Source organism: Sphingomonas sp. 3-13AW, assembly GCF_049311085.1.
Taxonomy (GTDB): Bacteria; Pseudomonadota; Alphaproteobacteria; order Sphingomonadales; family Sphingomonadaceae; genus Sphingomonas.
In genome coordinates, this window is sequence record NZ_JASNVZ010000010.1 from 21,693 (window position 1) to 45,538 (window position 23,846).

A 23,846-nucleotide genomic window follows, 5' to 3' on the forward strand; every position below is an offset into this window, starting at 1 on the left:
GTCCCCGCAAGATAGGCTGCGCGAGATGAATGGCAATGGAACAACATCGATCAGGGTGATCGACGCGGCGGCGCGGGGCGGAATCGCCATCGATCGCCAGCGGCCGAGGCGGCGACCCCGGCGTGGGTCGCGCCGGACCCCGACTCCAGCGCATCGAGCAGCGGTTCGATGTTGGTGCCGGCGCCCCAGCTGCCTTCTGCCGGCTGCGCCATGCTGCGGACATGCTCGATCGCGCGGCGCGCCATGCGGCGCTGCAATTCGCGCGGCAGACCTTGAACGTTGATGCAGCGTTCTTCGGGCGGTGCGGCCAGGACGCGGTCCTGCTCCAGCAGGACGATCGTCTCGGCGAGTGCTGCATCCATTTGCGCGCAATGCTGCGCAGCACGGGCGAGGCCGCCGACGTCGAGCAGCGGGGTTTCGGCCAGGAGCGCGCGGAAGCGAGTCCGGTCGTGGCGGGGGTCTACGTTCGATGGATCTTCGACAAACGGCAGGCCGGCTGTGGTTGCGAACGCGCGCAAGCTGGCCCTGCGCCAGCCAAGCAGCGGGCGCACCACCAGCATGCCGTGGGGACCGGCGGCGGCGTCCCCGCGCCAGCGCTCCGGCTGCAACCGCCAGCGAGTACGAATGCCGGCCAGGCCCGACGGTCCCGATCCTCGCACCGCCCGCATCAGAAATGTCTCGGCCTGGTCGTCGGCATGGTGGGCCGTGAGCAAGGCCGTGGCTCCCGTCCCCAGCGCCCATGCGCCGAGCAGGTCGTACCGCGCCTGGCGCGCTTGCGCCTGGATGCTGGCGCCCTCCGGCGGCTGGAGCGGGGCAAGGATGGTGTGGGGGATGCCGACGCTGGCGCACCAGCGCCCGACCATCGCGGCTTCATCCGCGGCGTCGGCGCGGAGACGGTGATCGACGGTGGCCGCATATACCCGGCCCGGGAGCGCAGCATGGGCCAGGGCCAGCATCGCCATCGAATCGGCGCCGCCCGAGACGGCGAGCGCGATCGCACCGGTTGGGGGCGCGCCGATCGCGGCAGCAAGGTCGTGCGCGAACCGCGCGACCGCTGCCGTGTCCGGGGTCACCGGATCAGCTGCACTTGGCGGCGGCGCGTCCACGCTGAATGTCGGCTTTCATCGTTGCCGAGATGCGGTTGGCATAGACGTCCGACAGCTCGGCATAGACTTCGCAGGCGTCCTTGGGCTTCTTGAGCTGCACCAGCGCGTCGGCGAGATAGTAGAGGCTGTCGGGCGCGCGTTCGCCGTCCGGCATCTTCTTGTAATTGTCGTAGAACGCGATCGAGGCGAGGCTGGGCTTGCCATCGTCGAGATAGGAGCGGCCGATCAGGTTCTGGGCCCAGCTGGCGCGGCGGTGCTTGGGATATTTGTCGACGACCGTCTTGAGCTGGGTGGCCGCCTCCGAATAGCGCTTCGCCGCCCACAGGCGATAGCCATAGACATAGGCGTCCTCGGCCGGGTCGCCGCTCGGCGCGGGCTTCTCGACGCCGGCCGCTGCAACTTCCGGAGCCGCCGCTGGCGGCGCCTTGGCGGCGGTCTCGCTCGGGAGTTTCAGCACGCCGCCGCCGTTGCCGGGCACACGAGCCGGCGCAGCGGCGGCGCTTTCGCTTGCGCTGCGGTCGTCCGGAGCAGGTGCGGTCGCGGCGCCGCCTTCGAGTGCGGTCAGACGGCCGTCGTTGGCGCGGCGATAGGCCTCGAACGCCTCCTCCATCTGGCGCAACTTGTACTGCGCCTGCTCGACCTGGCCGGTCAGCGTCATCTGCTGCGATTCAAGCGCTGCGACGCGCGACTCCAGATTGGCGATCGGGCTGCTCGCGGGCGTGCCCGGTGCCTCAAGTGGCGTCTGGGGAGCGGTGATCTGCGGCTCGACCTGCGCCTGGGCGCCGTTCGGGAACACCTTGCGCTGGACCGCGCGCATCTCGCGCTCGAGCTTGTTCACTCGGCCCTCGATCGCGGTTTGTGCGCTGGCGGGAACGGAAACTGCGAGGCCGGCCGCGAGAAGCGGAAGCGTCATGAGGATACGCATGTCGTGACACCCCCCGGTGGGAATTGAATTGGAACGAACCCTAATGGTCCGGCGAAGCTGTCGCCAGCCTTAAGCGCCCCGTAAAAACCCCGGGGCGCTAAGGACCGGGCATCAGCCCTGGGGCGTGGTGGCGGCTGCTGCTGCGGCGGCGGGCGTGCCGCCGCCATCGCGGGCGCGGAGCGCCTGGGCGCTGATGCCGATGTCCTTGATCGGGCGGGCGCCCGTGCCGAGCGGGGCCACCGACGATCCGTTGATGGTGATCGCGAGCTTGTCCGGACGGCCCACGTTGATCATCGGGGCATTGGCATCGGCCGGGACGTCATAGCGCTCGCCCGCCGCCATCGTCTTCTGCATCAGCGTCTTGCCGGCGGCGTCGTAGACGCGCACCCACACCTCATCGGTGGCGGCGAGCGTCACCTGGCTGCCGGTTGCCGGCGCCGGGGTGGGTTCCACCGCAGCGACGGCGGGCACCGGCATCACGCCAAGCTCGCTCTCCGCCGTCGCCTGTTGCGCAGGCGGGGTGTCGCCGCCGCGCAGCCAACCGGTTCCGAACCAGAGCGCGAGCAGCACGAGGATCACCGCGACGGCGATCAGGCCACCATTGGCAAGACCCTTGGAAGGCAAACGCGGCGGGGCATGCGGCTGAAGATCGGGCCGCGGTTCGCGGCGCTGATAGCTGACGTCGAGTTCGCGGCGCAGATCGCGCGCCAGCGCCACCTCGTCGAGGCCCACCGCGCGCGCATAGGAGCGACCGAAGCCCATCGCATAGGTGGTGGAGGGCAGCTGCGAGAAGTTGGAGGTTTCGATCGCCTCCAGATGCCGTTGGGGGATCCGGGTACGCGCCGCGACCTCGGCAAGGTCGAGGCCCTGGGCCTCGCGCGCCTGCCGCAACCGTTCGCCTGCCTTCATCGATGCCGGGGCCCGATCCACGGCGCCCTCGCCCTCACCCATTCCATTCTCCACGCAGGGGGATTTTCATGTACGTCCGGTCCCCGTCTCCGCGGGAGGTTTCGGACACACGTAAACCTGTGTCAACGGCGAGACGTGCGGATCCGCCGCCGTTTCACGCCAGTTCAACTCCATTATTCTGCGCCCAGGCAGTCAGCGTGGCGCGCATGTCCGCGGGGGGCGCGGCGAGCAGCCTCTCCATCTCCGCCTTGATCGCAGCCCGGTCGAGCGAATGGATCATCGCCTTTACCGGCCCCACGGCGGCCGGGGTAATCGACAGCCGGTCGATCCCGAGCCCCAGCAACGCCATCGCCTCCAGCGTCCGGCCGCCCATTTCCCCGCACACGGTCGCGGGAATGCCCGCGGCCTGGGTCTGGCGTACGACCCGGCGCAGGAAGCGGAGGATCGCCGGGCTCAGCCAGTCGTAGCGAAGCGCCAGCAGCGGGTGCGCCCGGTCGGCGGCGAACAGGAACTGGGTAAGGTCGTTGGTACCGATCGACAGGAAGTCGAGGCGCGGGAACAGGAGATCGAGCGCCTCGGCCAGCGCCGGCACTTCGAGCATCGCGCCATAGAGAATTTCGGTCGGAGGCATGCGCCCACGCGCCGCGACCCATTCGCGCTGGCGTTCGAACAGCGAACGGGCCTGCTCGAATTCCCACGGCTCCGAAACCATGGGAAACATGACGCGCAGGGTGCGGCCGGCGGCAGCCTCGATGAGGGCGCGCGCCTGGGCCTTCATCAAACCCTCGCGGGTCAGTGCCAGGCGCAAGGCGCGCCAGCCCATCGCAGGATTTTCTTCCTCATGGTCGCCGCTCGAGAGATAGGGCAGCGCCTTGTCACCGCCGATGTCGACGGTGCGGAACACCACCGGTCGCTCGCCGGCGACGTCGAGCACTTCGCGATAGAGGCGCTGCTGACGCTCGCGCGAGGGCAGGGTGGAGGAAACCAGGAACTGGAACTCGGTGCGGAACAGGCCGATGCCGTCGGCACCGGTCAGGTCGAGCGCAGCGGCGTCGTCGCGCAGTCCGGCGTTCACCATCAGGGTGATGCGATCGCCGTCGCGGGTAACGGGAGGCTCGGTACGCAGCGCCGCAAAGGCGGCACGGCGGCGCTGGGTATAGAGGAGCTTGGCCTCGAACGCCTCTTCCAGGTCGGCCGACGGGCGGATGACCAGATAATCTTCGGCCGCGTTCAAGAGCAGGCGGTCGCCCTCCGAGATCAGGCGGCGAACGTCGCGGACGCGCCCCAGCACAGGGACCCCCATCGCCCGCGCGACGATGGTCACATGCGCGGTGAGCGAGCCTTCCTCCAGCACGACGCCCTTCAGGCGGCGGCGATCATATTCGAGGAGTTCCGCCGGGCCGAGGTTGCGGGCGATCAGGATCGTGTCCTGCCGCAAGCCCAATTGCGCGGCGGTGCCGAGCTGTCCGGAAACGATGCGCAGCAACCGGTTGGACAGGTCCTCCAGGTCGTGCATGCGATCGGCAAGCAGCGGATCGGAAATCTCGCGCATGCGCATGCGGGTCCGCTGCTGCACGCGCTCGATCGCAGCCTCCGCGGTCAGGCCTGAATCGATCGCCTCGTTGATGCGGCGCGACCAGCCCTCGTCATAGGCAAACATCTTGTAGGTCGCGATGACCTCTTCATGTTCGCCGCCGACGCCGAACTCGGCCTGGCTGGTGATGCGGTCGATCTGTTCCCGCATCTTGTCGAAGGCAGCATAGACGCGGTGGCGTTCGGCTTCGGTGTCCTCGGCGACCGTATGCTCCACGGTCACCCGCGGCTGGTGGAAGACGGCGACCCCGGCCCCCATGCCCTCGACGAGCTTGAAGCCGTTGACGCGAACGGTTCCGGTCGCCTGCGGGCGGCTGGTCGTGGACGGGCCGGTGGAATCGATCAGATCGGCGTTGGCGATCAGTTCCGACAGCACCATCGCCACCGTCTGCAACGCCTCGATCTCGACGTCGTCATAGCGGCGCGGTTCGGTGTGCTGAACCGCGAGCACGCCCACGGCTCGCTCGCGCCGGATGATCGGCACGCCGGCAAAGCTGTGGAAGCGCTCTTCGCCGGTTTCGGGGCGGTATGCGAAGTCGGGGTGGCTCGCCGCCTCGGCCAGGTTCAGCGTCTCGACATTGGCGGCGATCGTGCCGACGAGACCTTCGCCAGGGGCGAGTTTGGTGACGTGCACCGCTTCTTCCGCAAGTCCGACGGTCGCGAAGAGCTCGAATACCCCTTCCCGAAGCAAGTAAATCGAGCAGACCTCGCTATCGAGCGTCTGTCCGATGATGTTGACCACGCTGTTGAGCTTGGCTTGCGCAGGGGCGCGCGACGCCATCACATCGTGGAGGCGGGTGAGAATTTCTCGGGCGGAGGCGGCGGCCGATGCGGGCATGGGGGTGGCTACCATGCCATTGCGACCGACACCATCGCGCAGCCGGGGTGTTGCGTAACGAATTGTGGCACGAAGAAAGACGGCATCACAGCGTACGCACCAGCCGCACCGCCATCGCGAGCCATGCGGGCTCCGGCACGACCTGCTGGCGGTTACCGGCGCCGGGCGGCAGGAGGTGAAGCTTGCCGCCGTCACGCGCGAGCAAGCGGCCGAACACGAAGCGGCCTGCGGACCGGGGCACCAACACGTCGCGGTTCATGGCCTTGCCGAACGCCTCGGGCATCAGCCGGGCGCACCAGATTTCATCTCCGGCCCGGTAATCGCCGACGCCGCCGGAGACGGTGACCGCGACAAGGTTCGGGTCGACGCGCGGGGCCGCGACGGTCGCGGGACGCCGCGGGGCGGTGGCGCCGCTTCCGTCCAGGATCGCGGCGACGGCGACGTCGGGGCGGTCGGGCAGCTTCACGAGGTCGGCGGTATCGACCTCCAGTGCTTCTGCGATACGGTTGAGCCAGCCGATCGACACGGTTCGGGTGCCGGTCTCGAGCCGCCCGATCGTCTGGGCCGTGGTCGCGGGGCGGCAGCGCTGGGCCACCTCCTCCAGGGTCAGGCCCTTGGCACGGCGCACTTCGCGAATGGCGGTGATCATGTCCGGCTCCCGCAACAAACCAAATCGGTTTCTCTATGTCCTACAAACACGCCGCTGTGGCAAGTGCGAGTCGGCAGAAGGAGACCGAGGATGCGCGAGCTTGCAGAACGAAGCCTGGAAGACGGTCGGGTGGGAAGCCGCCCGGCAGCACGGGGGCGTCGCAATGTTACGGTGAACCTGGCGGAATCGCCGCTATCATGGCTGCGCGCCCGCGGGCTCGTGTCGGTGCGGCAATATGATGCGGGTGAGCAGTTGCGCGACGACTATGAGGCCGCGTGCCTGGGTGCGCGCGTGACGATGCGCTGGGACGCAGCACCCACCGGCAGCGGCAGCCGGGGCGCGCCCTCGACCGGAACCCCGGGCGGGCCGCAACTGTCGGCCAAGCGCCGGTTCGACGCCGCGGTCGCGGCGGCGGGGCCGGGTCTCGCCGACGTGCTGTGGCGGGTGGTGTGTGCGGGCGAGGGGCTGCCCGCGGCCGAAAAGGCGCTGGGCTGGCCGGCGCGGGCCGGGCGGCTGGTGCTTACGCTCGCACTGGATCGGCTGGCGGAGCATTATCGGCTTCCGTGAGAAAGCGGCGATAGGCCCAGCCGATACCGATCAGCGCGAGGCCGAGGCCCAGGAAGGAGAGGATGCGCAGCACGCCTTCCAGGGCCGCGGCGTCGACCAGGAAGACCTTGAGCGTGGTGGCGGTAAGCAGCAGCAGGCCGAGCAGACGCAGGTCGGCGGCCTTGGTGGTGATGCCGCGCCACAGCCAGAACAATGACAGGCCCAGCATCGCGGCCGAATAGCCCCAGTTCTCGCCCGTGCCGAGCGGACCGGTGAGGATGCTGCCATGGGTCGCCTGGCGGACCGTCGCGATCAGCGCCAGCAGGGTGAGCGCGGCAGCGACCGCGCGGGTGCCGCGCCGCACGGGCAAGGTCCAGAACAGGGCTGCGGCGAGCGCGGCACTCAGGGTCGCTGCATTGAGCACCGGGATCGCGCCGACCTGCTGGGCAACGGCGGCGGGATTGAAGATCAACAGATCGAACCAGGCGATCCGCGCGACACCGATCGCAAGCAGCAGCGCCGCTCCACGGGCGAACCGGCCGGCGCGCAACAGGGCCCAGCCGGCGACCAGCAGCGCCTGGGTGATGACGGCGCGCTCTACGAAGCCATAGGCTTCGAAGCGAGCAGGAGTGGCGATCGCGAGCGGCTGCTTCAGGAGGATATAGGCGATGACAGGCACCGCACCCGCGGCCAGGGCGACGGCGAAGCGGCGGGCGCGGCCGAAGCTCTCTCGATCGGCAAACAGGATCGTCACGAGCACGACGGTCGGTAGTGCCAGGAAGCGAAGGGTGTCCCGCAGCGACGGCAGCAGTCGATAGGGTAGCATCTCGCCAAAGATCGACCTGCCGATGGCCTCGCCGACTTCCCCGATCGGGATGACCGCCACCACGATGAGTGCGAGCAACGGCAGGACGGTCACCTGACGCACCGTGGCGTCCCTGGTCTGGCGACCCCAGGCCGCGAGCGCCGCCATTGCGGCGGCGAGCGGCAACGCCGCCAATGCCCCGGGCACTATTTGCTGGAGGCCGATCCACAGCAGCAGGGACGCCGCAACGGCGCCGCCGACGAGACCCGGATCCCGGGTACCGATGCGGTCGCGGTGCCGCCAGCTCAGCCACGCGCAGGCGCTCGCCAGCAGCAGGTCCAGCAGGCACCAGAGATGGTCCGCGAGCAGGTTCGAGGCAGAAAGCTGTGCGGCCAATACCGGACCCGCAGTGCCCACTACCCCCAGCAGCGCCCATCCGCGTCCTTCGCGGGACAGCACATGGCCGGGGACGGCGAAGAGCAATGTCGCAAGCACCGCGGCAATCGGGGTTACACCCGGCGTCGGGCGGGCGAGGCCTATTCCGATCAGCACCAGCACCAGGCCCAGGGCGGCGAGGGGCGCGGGCATCAGCTTGCGATCGCGCCACGCAAGGAACATCGCGGCCGCGGAGAGGACGAGGTAGAAGCCCCAGGCAAGCAGGCCGAAATCGAGCAAGGGCGCGGCCAGCAGCAGCTGGGCCAGGCCGGCGACCATCGGTGCGGCGCGCAGCCAGGGCCGCTGGATGCCGGTCGAAGGCAGCGCGAGGGTGACGCCGAGCGAGAGTGCGACAATGAAGGCGGCGACGCCGGCGGCCTGGTCCGGGCGGACCTCTGCCAGCAGGAAACTCGCCCAGCCGAATGCCGACGCGCCCGCCGCCAGCGCCAGCCACATCCAGCCGCGCGTGACTGCGAGCCACAGGAGCGCGGACACGAACAGTCCTAGGTAGACGAGCAGCGGGCCGATCCCGGCGGCGTCGAACCCCGCGACCAGCGGCGCCGCAAACCCGCCCGCCAGCGCCATGATGGCGGTGGGCGGTCCGTGACGCAGCGCCAATGCGAGGGCGGCGGCGGTGATGGCCAGCATCATCGCAAAGCCCGCGATCGGGCTCATCAGATGGTAAAGCGCGGCGGCGAGGTACAGCGTGGCATAGGCGCTGGCGATGCCGGCTCCGGAGAATACCTGCGCGATGCGGGGGTCTTCGCGGGTGGCCGGCAATCGGCGTGCGACTTCGCCGCCGGCCAGCAACAGCAGCGCGAACAGCCCGGCCAGCACCGTCCGGATAGCGGGCGATAGCAACCCGCTCTCGATCGACAGGCGGACCAGGAAAATGCCGGCCAAGACGAGTGCGGCGCCGCCGACCCATACGGGCAGTCGACCACCGACAAGCGCCTCGAAGCTCGGCATCTCGAAGCGTGGCTTGGGTGGTGTCGCCGGCTCTGGCGCTGCGTCGGCCTGGGCAGGAACGGTTGCGCGAGCAGGGCGGACGGCGACAGGCTCGACGCGACGCTCGACCGGACCTGCTTCTGTCGGACGGCTGGCGTGCCGGGCATCGGCCAGCGCATCGCGGAGGTGCGCAACCTCTTGCTCCACTGCACTAAGCCGGCGCCACATCACGACAAGCGCCGCCACGGTGCCGGCGAACAGGAACGTCATCAACAGGTCCACGCCCGACTTGTGGCACAGCTATGCCGCCAAGTCCGCCGCAAATCGGACCGCCACCGTGCCACCGGTGGACGACGGCGCTTGCACCTCTATATGCGCGGGCATCCAACGGAGCGCCGAGCCATGCAGATCGAGTTCGTCAAATGTCACGGATCGGGCAACGACTTCCCGCTGGTGGATGCCCGTGCGCTGGATCTGCCCGAAGATGCGTGGGTGCGCCTCGCCCGCGCGCTCGCCGATCGCGCCGGCCCGGTCGGGGGCGACGGACTGCTGCTGCTGACCCGCGGTGACGCAACGCACGCCTTTGGAATGCGCATGTTCAACCCGGACGGCAGCGAAGCGGAAACCTGCCTGAACGGCGTACGCTGCACCGCCCGGCTGGGGTTCGAGCGGCTGGGCATCGCCGAGGCGCGGGTGCTGCTGAAGACCAGCGATGCCGAGGCGGCATTGCAGCCGGAGCTGGCGCCCGGAGTGACCACCATCCGCACGCGGGTGGGGCCCGTCTCGACCCTCGCTTCGGACGTCGGCCTGCGGATTGATGCGCGCGAGGTGATCGATGCCCCGATCCCGGGCTTCCCGAGCGAGCGGGCGTTCACCGCCGTCGCGATGCCGAACCCCCATCTGGTGAGCTTCGTCGACCGGGTGGACGAGGCGGAGCTGGTGGCGCTCGGCGACTGGTGCGAGGCCGGGCCCGCGCTGCTGCCCGCACGCGGCAACGTCAGCTTCGTCGAGGTACGCGGCAGTGCCGAGGCGCCGGCACTGTTCGTGCGCACCTATGAGCGCGGGGTGGGACTTACCAACAGCTGCGGCAGTGCGATGGCAGCGTCGACCTATGCGGCGGCGCGCACTGGACGCATCGCATTCGATCGCGAGACGCAGGTCTTCAACCGCGGCGGCATGGTCCGTGCGAGCGCGACCCAGGCGGCAGAGGTCACGATCGCCGGCAATGCCACCTTCGAATGGGACGGCAGGATTTCCTTCGATCCGGAGACGGGCGCGCTCAGCGCGCTGGAAGTGATCGGGCGCAGGCCGGCAGAAGTGGCCGCTTGGGACGAGATGCTGGCAACGATTTCACGCTAAGCATCATTCCTGAAATTTCTCCGGGAACCAGGATCACGCAATAATATGTTGCGACGACTGGGTCCTGGGGCTAGTGGCGGCGCGATTTCAGGGAAGAGCTACAATGCCGAAATATCGTTCGCGTACCACCACCCACGGCCGAAACATGGCCGGCGCCCGCGGGCTCTGGCGCGCGACGGGGATGAAGGACTCCGATTTCGGCAAGCCGATCATCGCGGTGGTCAACAGCTTCACCCAGTTCGTCCCGGGCCATGTCCACCTGAAGGACCTGGGCCAGCTGGTCGCGCGCGAGATCGAGGCCGCAGGCGGCGTTGCAAAGGAATTCAACACCATTGCGGTCGATGACGGCATTGCGATGGGCCATGACGGCATGCTCTATTCGCTGCCAAGCCGCGAGCTGATCGCCGACAGCGTCGAATATATGGTCAACGCGCACTGCGCCGATGCGATGGTGTGCATCTCCAACTGCGACAAGATCACGCCCGGGATGCTGATGGCGGCACTACGCATCAACATTCCCGCCGTCTTCGTGTCCGGCGGGCCGATGGAAGCCGGCAAGGTCGTCGTGAAGGGCAAGACGCGCGCGCTCGACCTGGTGGATGCGATGGTGGTCGCAGCCGACGAAAGCTACACCGACGAGGAAGTGGCGGACGTCGAGCGCGCGGCATGCCCGACCTGCGGCAGCTGCTCGGGCATGTTCACCGCCAATTCGATGAACTGCCTGACGGAAGCGCTTGGCCTGTCGCTGCCCGGCAATGGTTCCACGCTCGCAACGCACGCCGACCGCGAGAAGCTGTTCCGGGAGGCCGGGCATGTGGTCGTCGACCTCGCCCGCCGCTGGTACGAGCAGGACGATGTCACCGCGACGCCGCGCGGCATCGCGTCGCGGGGAGCGTTCGAGAATGCGATGAGCCTCGACATCGCGATGGGCGGATCGACCAATACGGTGCTTCACCTGCTCGCCGCCGCGCATGAGGCGGAGGTGGACTTCACCATGGCGGATATCGACCGGCTTTCGCGCCGCGTCCCGTGTCTGTGCAAGGTCGCGCCTGCAAAGGCGGACGTGCACATGGAGGACGTGCACCGCGCCGGCGGGATCATGTCGATCCTGGGCGAGCTGGAGCGCGGCGGGCTAATCGACACGAGCCTGCCGACCGTGCACGCGCCCACGATGGCGGCGGCGCTGGGCCGGTGGGACATCGGCCGTACCAACAGCGAGGAAGTGCGCGAGTTCTTCCGCGCGGCGCCGGGCGGGGTGCCGACCCAGACCGCGTTCAGCCAGTCCCAACGCTGGGAGGACCTCGACACCGACCGCCAGAACGGCGTGATCCGCTCGACCGAGCACCCTTTCTCCAAGGACGGTGGCCTAGCGGTGCTGTTCGGCAATCTCGCGCCGGAAGGCTGCATCGTGAAGACGGCGGGGGTCGATGATTCCATCCTGACCTTCCGCGGTCGCGCGCGCGTCTATGAGAGCCAGGACGCGGCGGTGGTCGGGATCCTGGGAAACCAGGTCCAAGCCGGGGACGTCGTCGTCATCCGCTACGAGGGGCCGAAGGGCGGGCCGGGCATGCAGGAGATGCTCTATCCGACCAGCTATCTGAAGTCGAAGGGCCTCGGGGCAGCCTGTGCGCTGATCACGGACGGGCGTTTCTCCGGCGGCACCTCGGGACTCTCGATCGGCCATGTCTCGCCGGAAGCGGCCGAAGGCGGGCTCATCGCACTGGTGGAGACGGGCGATCCGATCCTGATCGATATCCCCAACCGCGGCATCCGCCTCGACCTCGATGAGGCGGTGATCGCCGAGCGGCGTGCCGCAATGGAAGCGCGCGGCGACCGGGCGTGGAAGCCGTTCGGGCGCAAGCGCAACGTGTCGCCGGCACTGCGCGCCTATGCCGCGCTCACCACCAACGCCGCGCGGGGCGCGATGCGCGACGTGAGCCAGGTGGAGCGATAAGCGCAGGGGGAAGAGCTCGCCTGCCCGCGGACTCTTCCCCGGCCGTGCCGCCTCGGCTAGACCCGCGCGGATGACGTCGCCCTTGGACTGCCCGAGTGAAGGCCGCTTCGATGGTGCGGAGCATCGCTTTACCCTGCGCGTCTATTTCGAGGACACGGACCTGTCCGGCGTCGTCTATCACGCCAATTACCTGCGCTATATGGAACGGGCGCGGTCGGACATGCTGCGGCTGGCCGGATGCGACCAGCGTGCGGCGTTCGATGCGGGCGAGGGGGCCTATGCGATCCGGGACCTTCACATTCGCTACGCCAGCCCGGCGCGTCTCAACGACGTGCTGGTGGTGGCCAGCCGGATGATCCAATTGCGCGCGGCTTCGGTCGTCATTCATCAACGAGTCATGCAGGGTTCGGTGTTGGTAGCCCAAGCGGAGGTCGAAGCGGCCTTTGTGGCGCCATCGGGCACCCCGCGCCGGCATCCGTCGGCTTGGCGGCGCACGTTCGAGACCCTGATCTGGAAGGAAAGCTGAGAGCCTGATGGACGTTCTCGTAAATACCGACGCGGCCTCCATGTCGCCGATCGCCCTGTTCATGCAGGCCGACTGGATCGTGAAGTCCGTGATGCTGGGGCTGTTGCTCGCCAGCATCTGGACCTGGGCGATCATCCTGACCTTCCTGGGCCGGCTGCGTCGCGTGCGCCGCGACACTGAGGACTTTGTCGAGGAGTTCGAGCGGACCGAGGATATCGACGCGTTTCACAAGAAGCATGTGACCGGAAAGACCTCGGTCGCCCGGGTATTTGCAGCAGGCGTGCGGGAATGGCGCCGTTCGACCGCCAGCACGACCATCGACCGCGACGGTACGCGTGAGCGGCTGGCGACCAGCATGGGCTCGGCGGTCGCGGAAGAAGTCGACAAGCTTTCGGATCGCCTGAACGTGCTGGCGACGGTCGGGTCGGTCGCACCGTTCGTCGGCCTGTTCGGCACCGTCTGGGGCATCATGCGCAGCTTCACCGGCATCGCGGCTGCCCAGAACACCAGCCTCGCCGTCGTGGCGCCGGGCATCGCGGAAGCGCTGTTCGCGACCGCGATCGGCCTGTTCGCGGCGATCCCGGCCGTGATCGCGTACAACCGCTTCAGCCACCGCATCAACCAGGTCGAGGCGCGGCTCAATCGCTTTGCCGACGCATTTCACGCGACCTTGAGCCGCCAGCTGGAAGGCGTGGACTAAGCCCATGGCGATGCAGCTTCCATCCAGCCGCGGGAAGGGCCGGCGTACCCCGATGGCGGAGATCAACGTCACGCCGCTGGTCGACGTGATGCTGGTGCTGCTGATCATCTTCATGGTGACGGCGCCGCTGCTGAACACCGGTGTGCCCGTGAACCTGCCCGACAGCCGGGCCAAGGGGCTCGAGCAGGAGCAGGAACCGGTGCAGCTGTCGCTTTCCGCGGACGGCGGCATCTATCTGGGCGAAGAGCCCGTGAGCGAGCAGGCCCTGCCCGATGCGCTGGCGCGCATTGCCGGCAGCCAGCCCGCAGGCGCCGAGCCGCGACAGGTGTTCCTGCGCGCGGACCGGGCGCTCGACTATGGGCGGGTGATGTTCGTGATGGGCGAGCTCAACCGCGCCGGGCTCAACCGGGTCGCGCTGGTGTCCACCCAGGGGGAAGCGCCCTGATCGTGTGGCCGGTAGCTGAGGTGCGGCGATGAGCCGGACGGATACATGGGCGCTGGGCGGCGCGACGATCGGCCATCTGTTGCTGTTCGTCGGCCTTTCGCTCGTCTGGAAAGGCGAGCAGCCCAAGGACCTCAAGCTGTCGCCTCCGATCGACGTGAGCCTGGTCGACGATGTCGCGCTGGAGTCCACCGCGCCTGCGGACACCGAGGCGCCGGCGGATTCGGTAGCGCCCGACCAGGGTGCGCCCGAGGATGCCGCGCCACCGGAGGAAGTTGCGCCCGAGCCCGAACCGCAGCCGGCTCCCGTGCCGCCGGCGCCACAGCCGAAGCCCGAGCCCCGGCCGGAGCCGAAGCCTGCGCCCAAGCCGCAGCCCGCACCCAAGCCGGTGCCGAAGCCACAGCCGCCCAAGCCGCAGCCGAAGCCGGATCCCAAGCCCGCGCCCAAGGCACCCGAGAAGCCTGCGCCGAAGGCCGAGCCAAAGCCTGCCGCCAAGCCCGCGGCCAAGCCCGCTCTCGCCAAGCCCGCTGCCTCCGCCGCTAAGCCGAAGCAGGCGGCCGCCAAGGGTAGCGGCAGCGATGCGGAGGCCAAGGCTGCCAAGCCACGGGGCTCACGCCTTGGATCCGACTTCGCCAAGAGCCTGGCAGAGACGGCCAAGGAAAAGGGCACCGGTCAGACGGCGCGCGCGGCCGAGGTGGGGGCGCAGTCGCTGGCCGGGCTGGGCGCTGCCATCATCCGGCAGATCCAGCCATGCGCCAACAGGATCACCAATCCGGGGCCGGGTGCCAATCGCATCCGCTCGCGCATCAACCTGCAGATGGCCAGCGACGGCAGCCTGACGGCGCGTCCCAAGCTGCTTGGGCAGACGGGGATCGACGACGAGAACGGGCGTTATGCCCAGCGCGTGGCGGAACTCGCGTCCGCGGCCATCATTCAGTGCGCGCCCTTCAAGCTCCCCGCCGAGCTGTATGAAGGCGGGTGGAAGAATATCACCATCAACTACAAGCTGCCCGGCTGACGGAGAGAGCCATGTCCAACCCCCTGTTCCGCCTTGCCGCGCTCGCGACGGCCGCCCTTGGTCTTGGCCTTGCGGCACCCGCCTTTGCGCAGGTCGAAGTCGACATCGAAGGCGGCATTTCCGATCCCATGCCGATCGCGGTGCCGGTCATGCCGACCCCCAGCGACGTCAGCACCGCCGCTGGCCAGACCAGCGCGCTTGGCCGCCAGCTCGCCGAAGTGGTCGCCAACGACCTCAAGAACTCGGGCCTGTTCACGCCGCGCGGACCGCAGGGCGTGGCCGCGGTACCGTTCGCCCAGGCGACGGCCCCGGACTTCGGCTATTGGGCCGGAACCCAGGCGCAGGCGCTGGTGCAGGGCTTCGTCCGCGCCAACGGCGACGGCACGCTCACGGTCGGCTGCTATCTCTATGACGTGTTCGCGCGCACCGAGCTGACCCGACAGGGGTTCGTGGTGGCTCCCGCCGAGTGGCGCCGCGCCGCGCACAAGTGCGCCGACACGGTCTACACCCGCCTGTCCGGAGAGGGCCCCTATTTCGACAGCCGCATCGTCTATGTCTCGGAGACGGGCCCCAAGGGCAAGCGGATCAAGCGGCTTGCGATCATGGATCAGGATGGTGCCAACCACCGCTTCCTGACCAATGGTCAGTCGATCGTGCTGACGCCGCGTTTCGCGCCGAACCAGCAGTCGATCGTCTACATGAGCTATCAGAATGATCGCCCGGCGATCTATGTCTATGACCTTGCCTCCGGGCGTCAGCGGCTGCTCGTCCAGAACGCCAGCCTGACCTTTGCGCCGCGGTTCTCGCCGGATGGACGCTGGGTGCTGTTCTCGATGGCGCAGGCGTCGAACACCGACATCTATCGCGTGCCCGCCGCCGGCGGCACGCCGCAGCGGCTGACCAACTCGCCCGGCATCGACACCGGCGGCAGCTATTCCCCGGACGGCAGCAAGATCGTGTTTGAGAGCGATCGCTCCGGGACGCAGCAGCTCTATGTCATGAACGCGGATGGATCGAACCAGCAGCGCATCAGCTTTGGCTCCGGCCGCTATGCGACCCCGTCGTGGAGCCCGCGCGGCGACCTGATCGCGTTCACGCGCCAGGGCGGCGGCAGCTTCCGCATCGGCGTGATGAGCCCGTCGGGCGGCGGCGAGAAGCTGTTGTCCGACGCCTGGGGTGACGAAGGGCCGAGCTGGTCGCCCAACGGCCGCGTCATCACCTTCTTCCGCGCGTCGCAGGGCGGGGCGGGCAAGGCGGACATCTGGTCGGTCGACCTGACCGGGCAGAATTCCCGTCGCATCCCCACGCCGCTCGACGGTTCCGACCCGAGCTGGGGTCCGCTACGTCCCTGATGGGGGTCGAAACGGGGGTTAACGTCCCTCGACCCGCTTTTAGCACTTGCCGTCGCATCCGGATGTGGCGGAGTATACGATCGTAACCTTTAGGAGAACAGCTGATGGCGAAACTGACGAGCAAGTTGATCGTGGCGGCGGCCCTTCTGGCCACCGCAGGCTGCGCGAAGAAGCGGCCGGAGGTGCTGCCGCCTGCACCGGGCGAGACGACCGCACCGATCGACAACACCGGCGCCGGCAACCAGACCGGCACCGGCGTGGTTCCGGGCAGCCGCGAGGACTTCCAGCAGTCGGTCGCCAGCGACACCGTCAATTTCGCGCTGGATAGCTACGACATCGACCCGCAGGCGCGCTCGATCCTGGACAGCCAGGCAGCGTGGCTGCAGCGCTATCCCAACGTCCGCATCACCATCGAAGGCCATGCCGACGAGCGCGGCACCCGCGAGTACAACCTGGCGCTGGGCGACCGCCGCGCCAACGCAGCCTCCAACTATCTGGCGGCACGCGGTGTCTCGGCCTCGCGCATCACCACGATCAGCTATGGCAAGGAGCGCCCGCTGGCGCTCGGCTCGGACGAGAGCTCCTATGCCAAAAACCGCCGCGCCGTGACGGTCGTTCTTCAGTAAGCAAGCAGGCGCCGCCGGAACCGCGAAGGTTCCGGCGGCTGCCGTTGACGATCGACGCCGGGGACCTCTCGCGTCCCGGTCCGTGGCGCAAAGGCGCTGCCGTCGCGAAGCTTCACGCCGCGACCCCGAACTCCCGCCAGCCTCCGCTCGCCGGCCGCTCGACGTGCCGAACCCTTCCCCTGCCAAGCCGTAACGAGCCACCCAGCAACGGTGTCGCCGATCCCGCTTGCATTCGCCTCATCGTGATATAAAAGTGATATCACATTAACAGGGAGGCGGAGATGACATCGGATCGGGTGTTGCAGCAGAGCAGGGAGCGGTCGGCGCACGCGTACAACGGCTTTATGATGCTGCTGGTGGGGCTTGGACTGATTGTCCTTGCCGTATTCGGCGGCCTCAACGCGGAGGCGAATGTCTGGGGCATCGTCCTGCTGGCGGTGTCGATCACCGCGGTGCTGCTGTTGTCGTGCGGCTTCTACCTGCTCCAGCCGAATCAGGCGGCGGCGATCCTGCTGTTCGGCGCCTATCGCGGGACCGACCGCACGACCGGTCTCCGCTGGAACTGGCCGTGGCTCACCAAGTCCAAGATCTCTGTGCGGATCCACAACATCACCTCCGAACGGCTGAAGGTGAACGACCTGCGCGGCAACCCGATCGAGATCGCGTCCAACGTAGTGTGGCGGGTGGCGGACACCGCCCAGGCGCTGTTCGACGTCGACGATTACAAGGCGTTCGTGATGGTGCAGATCGAAAGCGCCGTGCGCGCCATCGGCTCGCGGTACCCGTACGACGACTTCACCCACGAGGAGATGACCCTGCGGGGCAACGCCGATGTGGTGAGCGAGGAGTTGCGCGTGGAACTGCAGGAGCGGGTGGCGAGCGCCGGCGTTCATATCGACGAGTGCCGGCTCACGCACCTCGCCTATGCGCAGGAGATCGCCCAGGCGATGCTGCGCCGCCAGCAGGCCGAGGCGGTCATCGCCGCACGCCAGAAGCTGGTCGAGGGGGCGGTGTCGATGGTCGAGACCGCGCTTGCCCAGCTGTCGGAGAAGAATGTGGTCGAACTGGACGACGAGCGTCGCGCGGCGATGGTGTCGAACCTGATGGTGGTGCTCTGTTCGGAGCGCGATACCCAGCCGGTCGTGAACGCGGGCTCGCTGTACCAGTAACGTGGCTGGCGCTTCCAAAAAGGCATTCGCCCTGCGTCTCGATCCCGCACTCTACGCGGCGATCGAGCGCTCGGCGGCGGGCGACCTGCGCAGCGTCAATGCGCAGGTCGAATGCCTGCTACGCGAAGCACTGTCGCGGCGTGGCGTGAAGCTTGCCGATCCGGAACCGGTCCGGCGCGGCCGCCCACCCAAGGAGCGTGATGATGGCGCGTGATTCTCAGGCCGAACGGGACGATGCGTGGTTCGCGCCCAAGCGCTTCGGCTATGGCGCCGGCATGCCGATCGCATGGCAGGGCTGGGTGCTGCTGGGGGGATACGTCGCGATCGTGCTCTTGGCGTGCCGCTTCGTAGCGGCGGATCATCCGGTCGGGTTCGGCATCTTCGTAGCCGCGCTGACGCTCGCCGTGCTCGCTCTGGCGGCCATTCACACGCGGGGCGGCTGGCGGTGGCGCTGGGGCGGAAGGGACGAATAGCCAGGCTTTCCGCCACATGTGCCGCAACAGGGTTGCTGTTGCGGGCGCCGCGTTCAAGAGGGGCGGGCGGAAGTGCGGGAGAGCGGGACGTGTGGATCGAGGTTGTCGGCTGGACGGGATCGCTGTCGATCCTCCTCGCCTATGCGCTGCTGTCGACCGGACACCTCAATGCGCGCGGCTGGTGCTATCAGGTGATGAATGTCGGCGGAGCGCTGGGAATGGCGATCAATTCCTGGGCCCACGGCGCGCTGCCGTCCGTCTTCAACAACGCGATCTGGATGGGAATCGGGCTGGCCGCCATCGCCGGTCTGTGGGTCCGGCGGGCGAGGTAGGCGGAGGCCCGCTCAGGCGGCGCGGATGGGCTGGAACAGCAGTGCGTCAAACGCTGCCACCGGCATCGGCCTGCCATAGAAATAGCCCTGGCCGACCGCGCAGCCGCAGTCCGCGAGAAACGCATGTTGGGCCCGGCTCTCGACGCCCTCTGCGACCACGTCGATGCCGAGCTTGGAAGCGAGGAAGATCATCGCCGTCACGACGGCCGCGTCGGCTTCGTCCTTCAGGATGTCTTGGATGAAGCTGCGATCGATCTTGATGCGGGTGATCGGATAGCGCTTCAGCACGCTGAGCGAGGCGTAGCCGGTGCCGAAGTCGTCCAGGGCGACGCGCACTCCCTGCGCACGCAGCGCACGCAGCGGCGCGAGCATCGTCTGATCCTCACGCAGGATCACGTTCTCGGTCACCTCCAGTTCGAGGGCGGTGGCGGGCAGCGCGTGGCGGGCGAGCGCGGCGAGGACCTGTTCGGTGAGCGAACCGTCGCGGAACTGGGCGGTGAACAAGTTCACGCTGACGACGAAGTCGGGCGCCACCGCTCGCCACAGCGCGGCCTGGCGACAGGCAGTGTCCAGCACCCACAGGCCGACATCATGCGCCAGCGCGCCCGCCTCCAGCGCGGGCAGGAAGGCGTCGGGCGAAAGCAGCCCGCGCTGGGGATGCTGCCAGCGCAGCAGCGCCTCCGCCCCCAGCAGTGCACCGTCGGCAAGGCGGACCTGCGGCTGGTAATGAACGCGGAACTGGCCCTGTTCGAGCGCCTCCCGCAACTCCCCTTCGAACGCGCGGCGATGCACGGCGGCGCTGCGCAGGGCCGGCGCGTAGAAGCGTTGGCAATGGCGACCCTCCGCCTTCGCCTGGTAGAGGGCGAGGTCGGCGGCAGAGAGCAGGTCCTCGGCATTGTCGGCATCGCCCGGGAATACCGCGATGCCGACGCTGGCGCTGACATGGACATCCCGGCCATCGAGGACGATCGGCGCCGCGATACGACCGGTAAGGCAGCTCGCGATTTCGGTCGCATGCGCACGCGGATTGTCCCGCGGAAGCAGGATCGCGAATTCATCACCGCCCAATCGCGCAACCATGTCGAGCGCTCCGACGCAATCGAGCAGCCGGCCGGCGACGGTCTTGAGCACCGCGTCGCCCGCGGAGTGGCCAAGGGTGTCGTTGACATCCTTGAACAGGTCCAGGTCCAGCATCAGCAGCGCGAAGGGCGTATCCTCCGTAACCAGCGCGGAGGTTCGGTTCAGTAGCGCCGCGCGATTGGAAAGCCCGGTCAGGTGGTCGAAATGCGCCATGTGGAACAGCCGTTCCTCGGCGGCGCGCCGTTCCGTCAGGTCGCGCATGATCGAGCCGAAGGCGGAATTGGGCCCTTCCGCCCACATCGAGAGGGAGAGCTCGATCGGAAAGGTGTGACCGTCCTTGTGAAGCGCGACCAGTTCGACTTTCCGGCCGACGAGCTTGGTCGATCCCCCCTGCGCCGCGTGCATCACGCGCGCCTCGTGCATCCCCCGGCCGCCGTGTGGCACGATAAGGTCGAGGCCCTGTCCCTCTGCCTCCGACGCGGTGAAGCCGAACATCGCCTCGGCACCCGGATTCCAGAAATTGATGCGGCCGTGCTGGTCGGCGATCACGATCGCGTCGGGAGAGGTCGCGGCGATGTTGCGGAAGCGCGACTGTCCGATGGTGCGTGCCAGGTCCAGGCGCCGGACCTCCAGCCGATCCATGATGATCCCCGCAAGCGCGGCCAGATTGGCCGCGTCTGCGTCGGTGAAGGCACTGCGCGGTTCCGTGTCCAGCACGCAGAGCGTCCCGATGATGTGCCCCTCTGGCGTCCGCAGCGGCGCGCCCGCGTAGAACCGGATATGGCGCGCTCCGGCCACGTGCGGATTTCCGGCGAATCGTGGATCGGCGCTCGCATCGAGCACGACCAGCGCGGACTCCTTACCCAGCATGTGCGCGCAGAACGACCCTTCGCGCGACAGCGTGTCGAGGTCGGAACCCACTGCATCCTTGAAGACCAGCCGGTCTCTGTCGATGAAGGAAACGCCCGCGATCGACGCGCCAAAAACGCGCGCGGCGAGCTCGGTGATGTCGTGCAGCCCCAAGTCCACTCCGGGCTCAAGCGCGTCGTACCGGGCAAGCGCCGCGAGACGGTCTGCATCATGGGCGAGAAGCGGTAGCAGCGGCATGCGGTCTCTGGCCGAAAGTGGGCCCGTCGCTATGCCCGCAATTGCCTAACGTTCGGTTAGACACGCGGCTCCGTGGTTGCCCGGCTACGCAGTCTCGCAGTCTCGCAGCCGGGCAACGGGATTCACGCTTCGCCGAACACCCGGGCGAAGATCGTGTCGACGTTCTTGAAGTGGTAATCGAGGTCGAAGCGCGCCTCGATCTCCTCCGGCGACAGTGCGGCGGTGACTTCGGGATCGGCCTTGAGCAGGTCGAGCAGCGACAGTTCGCCGTCTGATTCCCACACCTTCATCGCGTTGCGCTGGACCAGGCGATAGGCGTCCTCGCGGGACACGCCCGCCTGGGTCAGCGCCAGCAGCACGCGCTGCGAGTGGACCAGGCCGCCCATGCGGTCGAGGTTCTTCTGCATGCGCGCCGGATAGACGAGCAGCTTGTCCATCACGCCCGTCAGCCGCGCGAGCGCGAAGTCGAGGGTGATGGTGGCGTCCGGGCCGATGTAGCGCTCGACCGAGGAGTGGGAGATGTCGCGCTCGTGCCACAGCGCCACATTCTCCATCGCGGGGATGGTAGCGCTGCGAACCATGCGGGCGAGGCCGGTCAGATTCTCGGTCAGCACCGGGTTGCGCTTGTGCGGCATCGCCGACGAACCCTTCTGGCCCGGCGAGAAATACTCCTCTGCCTCAAGCACTTCGGTGCGCTGGAGGTGGCGGACTTCGGTTGCGAGCCGCTCGATCGAGGAGGCGATGACCCCCAGCGTCGCGAAGAACATCGCGTGGCGATCGCGCGGGATCACCTGGGTGGAGACGGGCTCGACCGAGAGGCCGAGCTTGTCCGCGACATAGGCTTCGACGCGCGGATCGATGTTGGCGAAGGTGCCGACCGCACCCGAAATCGCGCAGGTTGCCACGTCCGCACGGGCGGCGACGAGGCGGGCGCGGTTCCGGGCGAACTCGGCATAGGCCTCCGCCATCTTGAGGCCGAAGGTTACCGGCTCGGCATGGATGCCGTGGCTGCGGCCGATCGTCGGCGTGAACTTGTGCTCATAGGCGCGGCGCTTGAGCACTTCGAGCAGCCGGTCGAGGTCGGCGAGCAGGATGTCGGATGCGCGCGCGAGCTGGACCGCAAGACAGGTGTCGAGCACGTCGGACGAGGTCATGCCCTGGTGGAGGAAGCGCGCTTCCGGGCCGGTCCGCTCCGACACATGGGTCAGGAACGCGATGACATCGTGCTTGGTCTCGGCCTCGATCGCGTCGATGCGGGCGATGTCGAACGGGCCGGCGGCCTCGTGCGCGGCCCAGATCTTTTCGGCAGCTTCCTTGGGCACCACGCCCAGTTCCGCGAGCGCGTCGGTGGCGTGCGCTTCGATCTCGAACCAGATCGCAAAGCGAGTCTCTGGCGACCAGATCGCGGTCATCTCTGGGCGGGCGTAGCGGGGAACCATAAGGGTCTGCCTGTCTGGAGTTTCGTTTGGCCGCCGAATGCCAACGACTGGCCCCCGAGTCGAGCAGAAAAGCCGACAGGCCGCACCCTGTACTCAGGTGCAGGGGTGGTGAAACCAAAGAAGTAGTCCCTATATCCCGCATACCAGCAGCGCGAATCGATTGAACAGATCGACGTGCACGCAAGTAGAAACGATGGAGGCTGGAGATGATGAAGCAGATTCTTTTGATCGGTGCCATGAGCATTGCTGTTCCGACGATGGCGCAGACCGGCCAATCCACCATGGGTACGCCGACCAGTCCTTCCGGAACCTCGGACATGGGTCCGCAAAGCTTGCCGCCGACGGCGACAACACCGGATGCCGCCGGGACATCGCAATCCCCGCAGGCCGCACAATCGACGGCGGTGACGTCGCCGACGCAGATCGCCGAGGTGGTCGAGCAGGAATTCCCCAAATATTCCGGCGGCAAGGCAGAGCTGAGCCAGACCCAGTTCGGTGCCTGGATGGCCTCGCTGCGAGCGGCGAGTGAGCCGGGCGCGAGCGCGGACAGCCCCGAGATGAAGACCTGGATCACCCAGGCCTTTGCACAGGCGGACACGAACAAGTCGAAGTCGGTATCGAAGGCCGAACTCACGGCCTTCCTGACCAAGGCCGCCGGCTAAACCGCCGGCACGCGAACCGCAGACTTCCCCCTTCCGGCCTCCGTTCCCCGGGCCGGTACCGGCCGCTGGACCTTTGTCCGGCGGCCGTTTGCGGTTCCCTACATCAGCCCCTTGGCGCGCAGGCTGCTATGGCCCTGGGTGCCGATGATGACATGGTCGTGCACCGCAATGTCGAGGTGCTTGGCCGCTTGCACCACGATGCGGGTGAGGTCGATGTCCGCGCGGCTGGGGGTCGCGTCGCCGCTCGGATGGTTGTGGACCAGGATGATCGCGGCCGAGCCGAGTTCGATCGCGCGGCGGATCACCTCGCGCGCATAGATCGGCGCTTGGTCGATGGATCCTTCCGCGACCAGCTCGTCACGGATCAGCATGTTACGGACATTGAGGTGCAGCACCCGCACCCGCTCGATGCTGTGATAGGCCATTTCGGCGTGCAGATAGTCGATCACGGCCTGCCAGTTGGACAACACTGGCCGCGCCGCCACTTCGCCCCGCAGCATCCGGATGGCGGCGGCGTGGGCGATCTTGAGGGCGGCGACGGCGGTATCGCCCATCCCCGGCACGCGGGCGACCGCCCGGGGGTCCGCGGAGAGCAGTCCGCCCAGTCCGCCGAATTCGTGGAGCAGCGCCTTTGCCAGCGGCTTGGTGTCCCGGCGCGGGATGGCGAGTGCGAGCAGATATTCGATCAGCTCATGGTCGAGCAGTGCTTCTCCGCCATCGTCGAGCAGCCGGCCGCGGAGTCGTGCGCGGTGGCCTGTGCCGTCGGTGCTGGGCCCCTGGGAGGCAGATACGTTCATGAGGCGTTGAGGCTAGGCGGTGCAAAGCCGGGGCGCAATCGCCGCGCTTGACCCGC

General features: G+C 68.1%; 23 protein-coding genes. 14 read left to right on the forward strand and 9 right to left on the reverse strand.

What is annotated here, in order from left to right; all coding sequences use genetic code 11:
* Positions 1-50 precede the first annotated feature (50 nt).
* From tilS to QP045_RS12040, 5 genes are all read right to left on the reverse strand, one after another.
* Complete coding sequence (tilS, locus tag QP045_RS12020) at positions 51-1,073, reverse strand: tRNA lysidine(34) synthetase TilS (protein ID WP_422515226.1); 1,023 nt, start codon at positions 1,071-1,073, stop codon at positions 51-53.
* A 4-nt stretch (positions 1,074-1,077) separates the two neighbouring features.
* Positions 1,078-2,019 carry a tetratricopeptide repeat protein gene (locus QP045_RS12025; RefSeq protein ID WP_422515227.1) on the reverse strand — a complete coding sequence of 314 codons (942 nt, stop codon included), beginning with the start codon at positions 2,017-2,019 and terminating at the stop codon, positions 1,078-1,080.
* A 123-nt stretch (positions 2,020-2,142) separates the two neighbouring features.
* The gene (locus QP045_RS12030; RefSeq protein ID WP_422515228.1) at positions 2,143-2,982 is read right to left on the reverse strand and encodes a helix-turn-helix domain-containing protein; all 840 of its coding nucleotides are present in this window, start codon (positions 2,980-2,982) and stop codon (positions 2,143-2,145) included.
* Between the two features lie 112 nt (positions 2,983-3,094).
* Complete coding sequence (ptsP, locus tag QP045_RS12035) at positions 3,095-5,371, reverse strand: phosphoenolpyruvate--protein phosphotransferase (protein ID WP_422515343.1); 2,277 nt, start codon at positions 5,369-5,371, stop codon at positions 3,095-3,097.
* An 85-nt stretch (positions 5,372-5,456) separates the two neighbouring features.
* Positions 5,457-6,020 (reverse strand): helix-turn-helix domain-containing protein, encoded by a 564-nt coding sequence (locus QP045_RS12040; protein WP_422515229.1) that lies wholly within the window; start codon positions 6,018-6,020, stop codon positions 5,457-5,459.
* Positions 6,021-6,110: 90 nt separating this feature from the next.
* On the opposite strand from QP045_RS12040, the gene QP045_RS12045 reads away from it, so the two are divergent.
* Positions 6,111-6,587: a DUF6456 domain-containing protein gene (locus tag QP045_RS12045; protein ID WP_422515230.1), complete on the forward strand. Its 477-nt coding sequence runs from the start codon at positions 6,111-6,113 to the stop codon at positions 6,585-6,587.
* On the opposite strand, the gene QP045_RS12050 is transcribed toward QP045_RS12045, so the two are convergent.
* Positions 6,541-9,024, reverse strand: a complete 2,484-nt coding sequence (locus QP045_RS12050; RefSeq protein ID WP_422515231.1) for a DUF2339 domain-containing protein — start codon at positions 9,022-9,024, stop codon at positions 6,541-6,543. The two genes, QP045_RS12045 and QP045_RS12050, sit on opposite strands and share 47 nt — an antisense overlap.
* Before the next feature lie 132 nt (positions 9,025-9,156).
* Between QP045_RS12050 and dapF the strand changes: the two genes are divergently transcribed.
* The 12 genes from dapF (at position 9,157) to QP045_RS12110 (ending at position 18,705) form a co-directional block, all read left to right on the forward strand.
* Positions 9,157-10,113: a diaminopimelate epimerase gene (gene dapF, locus QP045_RS12055; protein WP_422515232.1), complete on the forward strand. Its 957-nt coding sequence runs from the start codon at positions 9,157-9,159 to the stop codon at positions 10,111-10,113.
* 103 nt (positions 10,114-10,216) lie between these two features.
* A complete protein-coding gene (gene ilvD / locus QP045_RS12060; RefSeq protein ID WP_422515233.1) occupies positions 10,217-12,067 on the forward strand; it encodes a dihydroxy-acid dehydratase in 1,851 nt (616 codons plus the stop codon).
* Between the two features lie 70 nt (positions 12,068-12,137).
* On the forward strand, positions 12,138-12,593 hold the full coding sequence (locus tag QP045_RS12065) for a YbgC/FadM family acyl-CoA thioesterase (protein WP_422515234.1): 456 nt from the start codon (positions 12,138-12,140) through the stop codon (positions 12,591-12,593).
* Positions 12,594-12,600: 7 nt separating this feature from the next.
* Entirely contained in the window at positions 12,601-13,293 is a 693-nt protein-coding gene (gene tolQ, locus QP045_RS12070; RefSeq protein ID WP_422515235.1) for a protein TolQ, read from the forward strand.
* Positions 13,294-13,297: 4 nt separating this feature from the next.
* Positions 13,298-13,738, forward strand: coding sequence for an ExbD/TolR family protein (locus tag QP045_RS12075; protein ID WP_422515236.1), 441 nt, complete (start codon positions 13,298-13,300; stop codon positions 13,736-13,738).
* A gap of 28 nt (positions 13,739-13,766) precedes the next feature.
* Entirely contained in the window at positions 13,767-14,753 is a 987-nt protein-coding gene (locus tag QP045_RS12080; RefSeq protein WP_422515237.1) for a cell envelope biogenesis protein TolA, read from the forward strand.
* Between the two features lie 11 nt (positions 14,754-14,764).
* On the forward strand, positions 14,765-16,105 hold the full coding sequence (gene tolB / locus QP045_RS12085) for a Tol-Pal system beta propeller repeat protein TolB (RefSeq protein WP_422515238.1): 1,341 nt from the start codon (positions 14,765-14,767) through the stop codon (positions 16,103-16,105).
* 104 nt (positions 16,106-16,209) lie between these two features.
* Positions 16,210-16,731: a peptidoglycan-associated lipoprotein Pal gene (gene pal / locus QP045_RS12090; RefSeq protein ID WP_422515239.1), complete on the forward strand. Its 522-nt coding sequence runs from the start codon at positions 16,210-16,212 to the stop codon at positions 16,729-16,731.
* A 281-nt stretch (positions 16,732-17,012) separates the two neighbouring features.
* On the forward strand, positions 17,013-17,900 hold the full coding sequence (locus tag QP045_RS12095; RefSeq protein WP_422515240.1) for an SPFH domain-containing protein: 888 nt from the start codon (positions 17,013-17,015) through the stop codon (positions 17,898-17,900).
* Position 17,901: 1 nt separating this feature from the next.
* Positions 17,902-18,114 carry a toxin-antitoxin system HicB family antitoxin gene (locus tag QP045_RS12100; RefSeq protein WP_422515241.1) on the forward strand — a complete coding sequence of 71 codons (213 nt, stop codon included), beginning with the start codon at positions 17,902-17,904 and terminating at the stop codon, positions 18,112-18,114.
* Positions 18,104-18,373, forward strand: coding sequence for a hypothetical protein (locus QP045_RS12105; RefSeq protein WP_422515242.1), 270 nt, complete (start codon positions 18,104-18,106; stop codon positions 18,371-18,373). The genes QP045_RS12100 and QP045_RS12105 overlap by 11 nt, the downstream gene beginning before the upstream one ends.
* An 89-nt stretch (positions 18,374-18,462) precedes the next feature.
* Positions 18,463-18,705, forward strand: a complete 243-nt coding sequence (locus QP045_RS12110; protein WP_422515243.1) for a CBU_0592 family membrane protein — start codon at positions 18,463-18,465, stop codon at positions 18,703-18,705.
* Between the two features lie 12 nt (positions 18,706-18,717).
* Here QP045_RS12110 and QP045_RS12115 read toward each other — a convergent pair whose 3' ends face one another.
* Entirely contained in the window at positions 18,718-20,892 is a 2,175-nt protein-coding gene (locus QP045_RS12115) for a putative bifunctional diguanylate cyclase/phosphodiesterase (RefSeq protein ID WP_422515244.1), read from the reverse strand.
* 122 nt (positions 20,893-21,014) lie between these two features.
* Positions 21,015-22,331 carry an adenylosuccinate lyase gene (gene purB, locus QP045_RS12120; protein WP_422515245.1) on the reverse strand — a complete coding sequence of 439 codons (1,317 nt, stop codon included), beginning with the start codon at positions 22,329-22,331 and terminating at the stop codon, positions 21,015-21,017.
* 209 nt (positions 22,332-22,540) lie between these two features.
* Here purB and QP045_RS12125 point away from each other — a divergent pair, with 209 nt between their 5' ends.
* A complete protein-coding gene (locus QP045_RS12125; protein WP_422515246.1) occupies positions 22,541-22,993 on the forward strand; it encodes a calcium-binding protein in 453 nt (150 codons plus the stop codon).
* 98 nt (positions 22,994-23,091) lie between these two features.
* On the opposite strand, the gene radC is transcribed toward QP045_RS12125, so the two are convergent.
* Positions 23,092-23,790, reverse strand: coding sequence for a RadC family protein (gene radC / locus QP045_RS12130; RefSeq protein ID WP_422515247.1), 699 nt, complete (start codon positions 23,788-23,790; stop codon positions 23,092-23,094).
* Between the last annotated feature and the right edge of the window lie 56 nt (positions 23,791-23,846).

What these genes read in the sequence shown, in the direction of transcription:
- QP045_RS12045 (WP_422515230.1), top strand. Translation starts at nt 6,111, where the DNA reads ATGCGCGAGCTTGCAGAACGAAGCCTGGAAGACGGTCGGGTGGGAAGC.
- QP045_RS12105 (WP_422515242.1), top strand. Translation starts at nt 18,104, where the DNA reads ATGGCGCGTGATTCTCAGGCCGAACGGGACGATGCGTGGTTCGCGCCC.
- QP045_RS12040 (WP_422515229.1), bottom strand. Translation starts at nt 6,020, where the DNA reads ATGATCACCGCCATTCGCGAAGTGCGCCGTGCCAAGGGCCTGACCCTG.
- pal (WP_422515239.1), top strand. Translation starts at nt 16,210, where the DNA reads ATGGCGAAACTGACGAGCAAGTTGATCGTGGCGGCGGCCCTTCTGGCC.
- QP045_RS12080 (WP_422515237.1), top strand. Translation starts at nt 13,767, where the DNA reads ATGAGCCGGACGGATACATGGGCGCTGGGCGGCGCGACGATCGGCCAT.
- QP045_RS12125 (WP_422515246.1), top strand. Translation starts at nt 22,541, where the DNA reads ATGAAGCAGATTCTTTTGATCGGTGCCATGAGCATTGCTGTTCCGACG.
- QP045_RS12050 (WP_422515231.1), bottom strand. Translation starts at nt 9,024, where the DNA reads ATGACGTTCCTGTTCGCCGGCACCGTGGCGGCGCTTGTCGTGATGTGG.
- ptsP (WP_422515343.1), bottom strand. Translation starts at nt 5,371, where the DNA reads ATGCCCGCATCGGCCGCCGCCTCCGCCCGAGAAATTCTCACCCGCCTC.
- QP045_RS12065 (WP_422515234.1), top strand. Translation starts at nt 12,138, where the DNA reads ATGACGTCGCCCTTGGACTGCCCGAGTGAAGGCCGCTTCGATGGTGCG.
- dapF (WP_422515232.1), top strand. Translation starts at nt 9,157, where the DNA reads ATGCAGATCGAGTTCGTCAAATGTCACGGATCGGGCAACGACTTCCCG.
- tolQ (WP_422515235.1), top strand. Translation starts at nt 12,601, where the DNA reads ATGGACGTTCTCGTAAATACCGACGCGGCCTCCATGTCGCCGATCGCC.
- QP045_RS12115 (WP_422515244.1), bottom strand. Translation starts at nt 20,892, where the DNA reads ATGCCGCTGCTACCGCTTCTCGCCCATGATGCAGACCGTCTCGCGGCG.
- QP045_RS12075 (WP_422515236.1), top strand. Translation starts at nt 13,298, where the DNA reads ATGGCGATGCAGCTTCCATCCAGCCGCGGGAAGGGCCGGCGTACCCCG.
- QP045_RS12030 (WP_422515228.1), bottom strand. Translation starts at nt 2,982, where the DNA reads ATGGGTGAGGGCGAGGGCGCCGTGGATCGGGCCCCGGCATCGATGAAG.
- purB (WP_422515245.1), bottom strand. Translation starts at nt 22,331, where the DNA reads ATGGTTCCCCGCTACGCCCGCCCAGAGATGACCGCGATCTGGTCGCCA.
- QP045_RS12025 (WP_422515227.1), bottom strand. Translation starts at nt 2,019, where the DNA reads ATGACGCTTCCGCTTCTCGCGGCCGGCCTCGCAGTTTCCGTTCCCGCC.
- radC (WP_422515247.1), bottom strand. Translation starts at nt 23,790, where the DNA reads ATGAACGTATCTGCCTCCCAGGGGCCCAGCACCGACGGCACAGGCCAC.
- ilvD (WP_422515233.1), top strand. Translation starts at nt 10,217, where the DNA reads ATGCCGAAATATCGTTCGCGTACCACCACCCACGGCCGAAACATGGCC.
- QP045_RS12095 (WP_422515240.1), top strand. Translation starts at nt 17,013, where the DNA reads ATGACATCGGATCGGGTGTTGCAGCAGAGCAGGGAGCGGTCGGCGCAC.
- tolB (WP_422515238.1), top strand. Translation starts at nt 14,765, where the DNA reads ATGTCCAACCCCCTGTTCCGCCTTGCCGCGCTCGCGACGGCCGCCCTT.